1 protein-coding gene is annotated in these 684 nt (G+C 64.6%); it reads right to left on the reverse strand.

Annotation, left to right across the window (positions count from 1 at the left end):
* On the reverse strand, positions 1 to 684 hold a 684-nt coding region (locus tag CXQ90_RS21700; protein ID WP_146068960.1), incomplete at both ends, for a M20/M25/M40 family metallo-hydrolase.

Here is a 684-nt window from a genome sequence, read left to right on the forward strand (position 1 = left end):
CAGTTCCTTTTCATTGTGGGAAATCCCTTCAACGCTGGGCACGAAAAGCATGATGGTGGGCACCAGGTCCTTCAGGTTGGTGGAGTCGTGCCCGGCCAGTGTGCGGACTGTTCCGTACGGCAGGCCCAGGGACCGGGCGCAGTCGGCAGCGAGCGCCATGCCGGCCTCGTCGTAGGCCTTGGCGGCCCACACATGCTGGGCTCCCTGTTCGATGCGTACGGAGGCGGACTCTTCAATGGCGGCGATGCGCCGGTGGAGTTCGGCGTCGGCTGCGGCCAGCACATCGGCGTCGGTGCTGCGCACATCCACCAGCAGCTGAACCCGGCTGGCGACCACCACGGGAGAGTTTGGATAGACGGTGAATTCACCGCAGGACGTTATGACGGCGTGTTCCTGGGTGCTGAACCCGTCAGCGATCTCCCGGGCCGCCACCACCAGGGCGCTGGCCCCCAGCAGGGCATCATGCCTGTCGGCAATTACGGTGGCACCCGTATGGGCCTGTTCGCCGTGGACCGTGAACTCGTACTTGTTGGCACCCCAGGTGGATTCGACGAGGCCGATGGTCAAGCCGGCATCTTCCAGCGAGCGCCCCTGCTCAATGTGGATCTCCAGGTACGCGGCCAGGTCCAGCGAGAAATCCCCGATGGTGCCAATGCTCTCCAGTGCTTCCCGCACCGATGTGCC

This window comes from Arthrobacter sp. ZGTC131 (assembly GCF_002929275.1).
Taxonomy (GTDB): Bacteria; Actinomycetota; Actinomycetes; order Actinomycetales; family Micrococcaceae; genus Arthrobacter.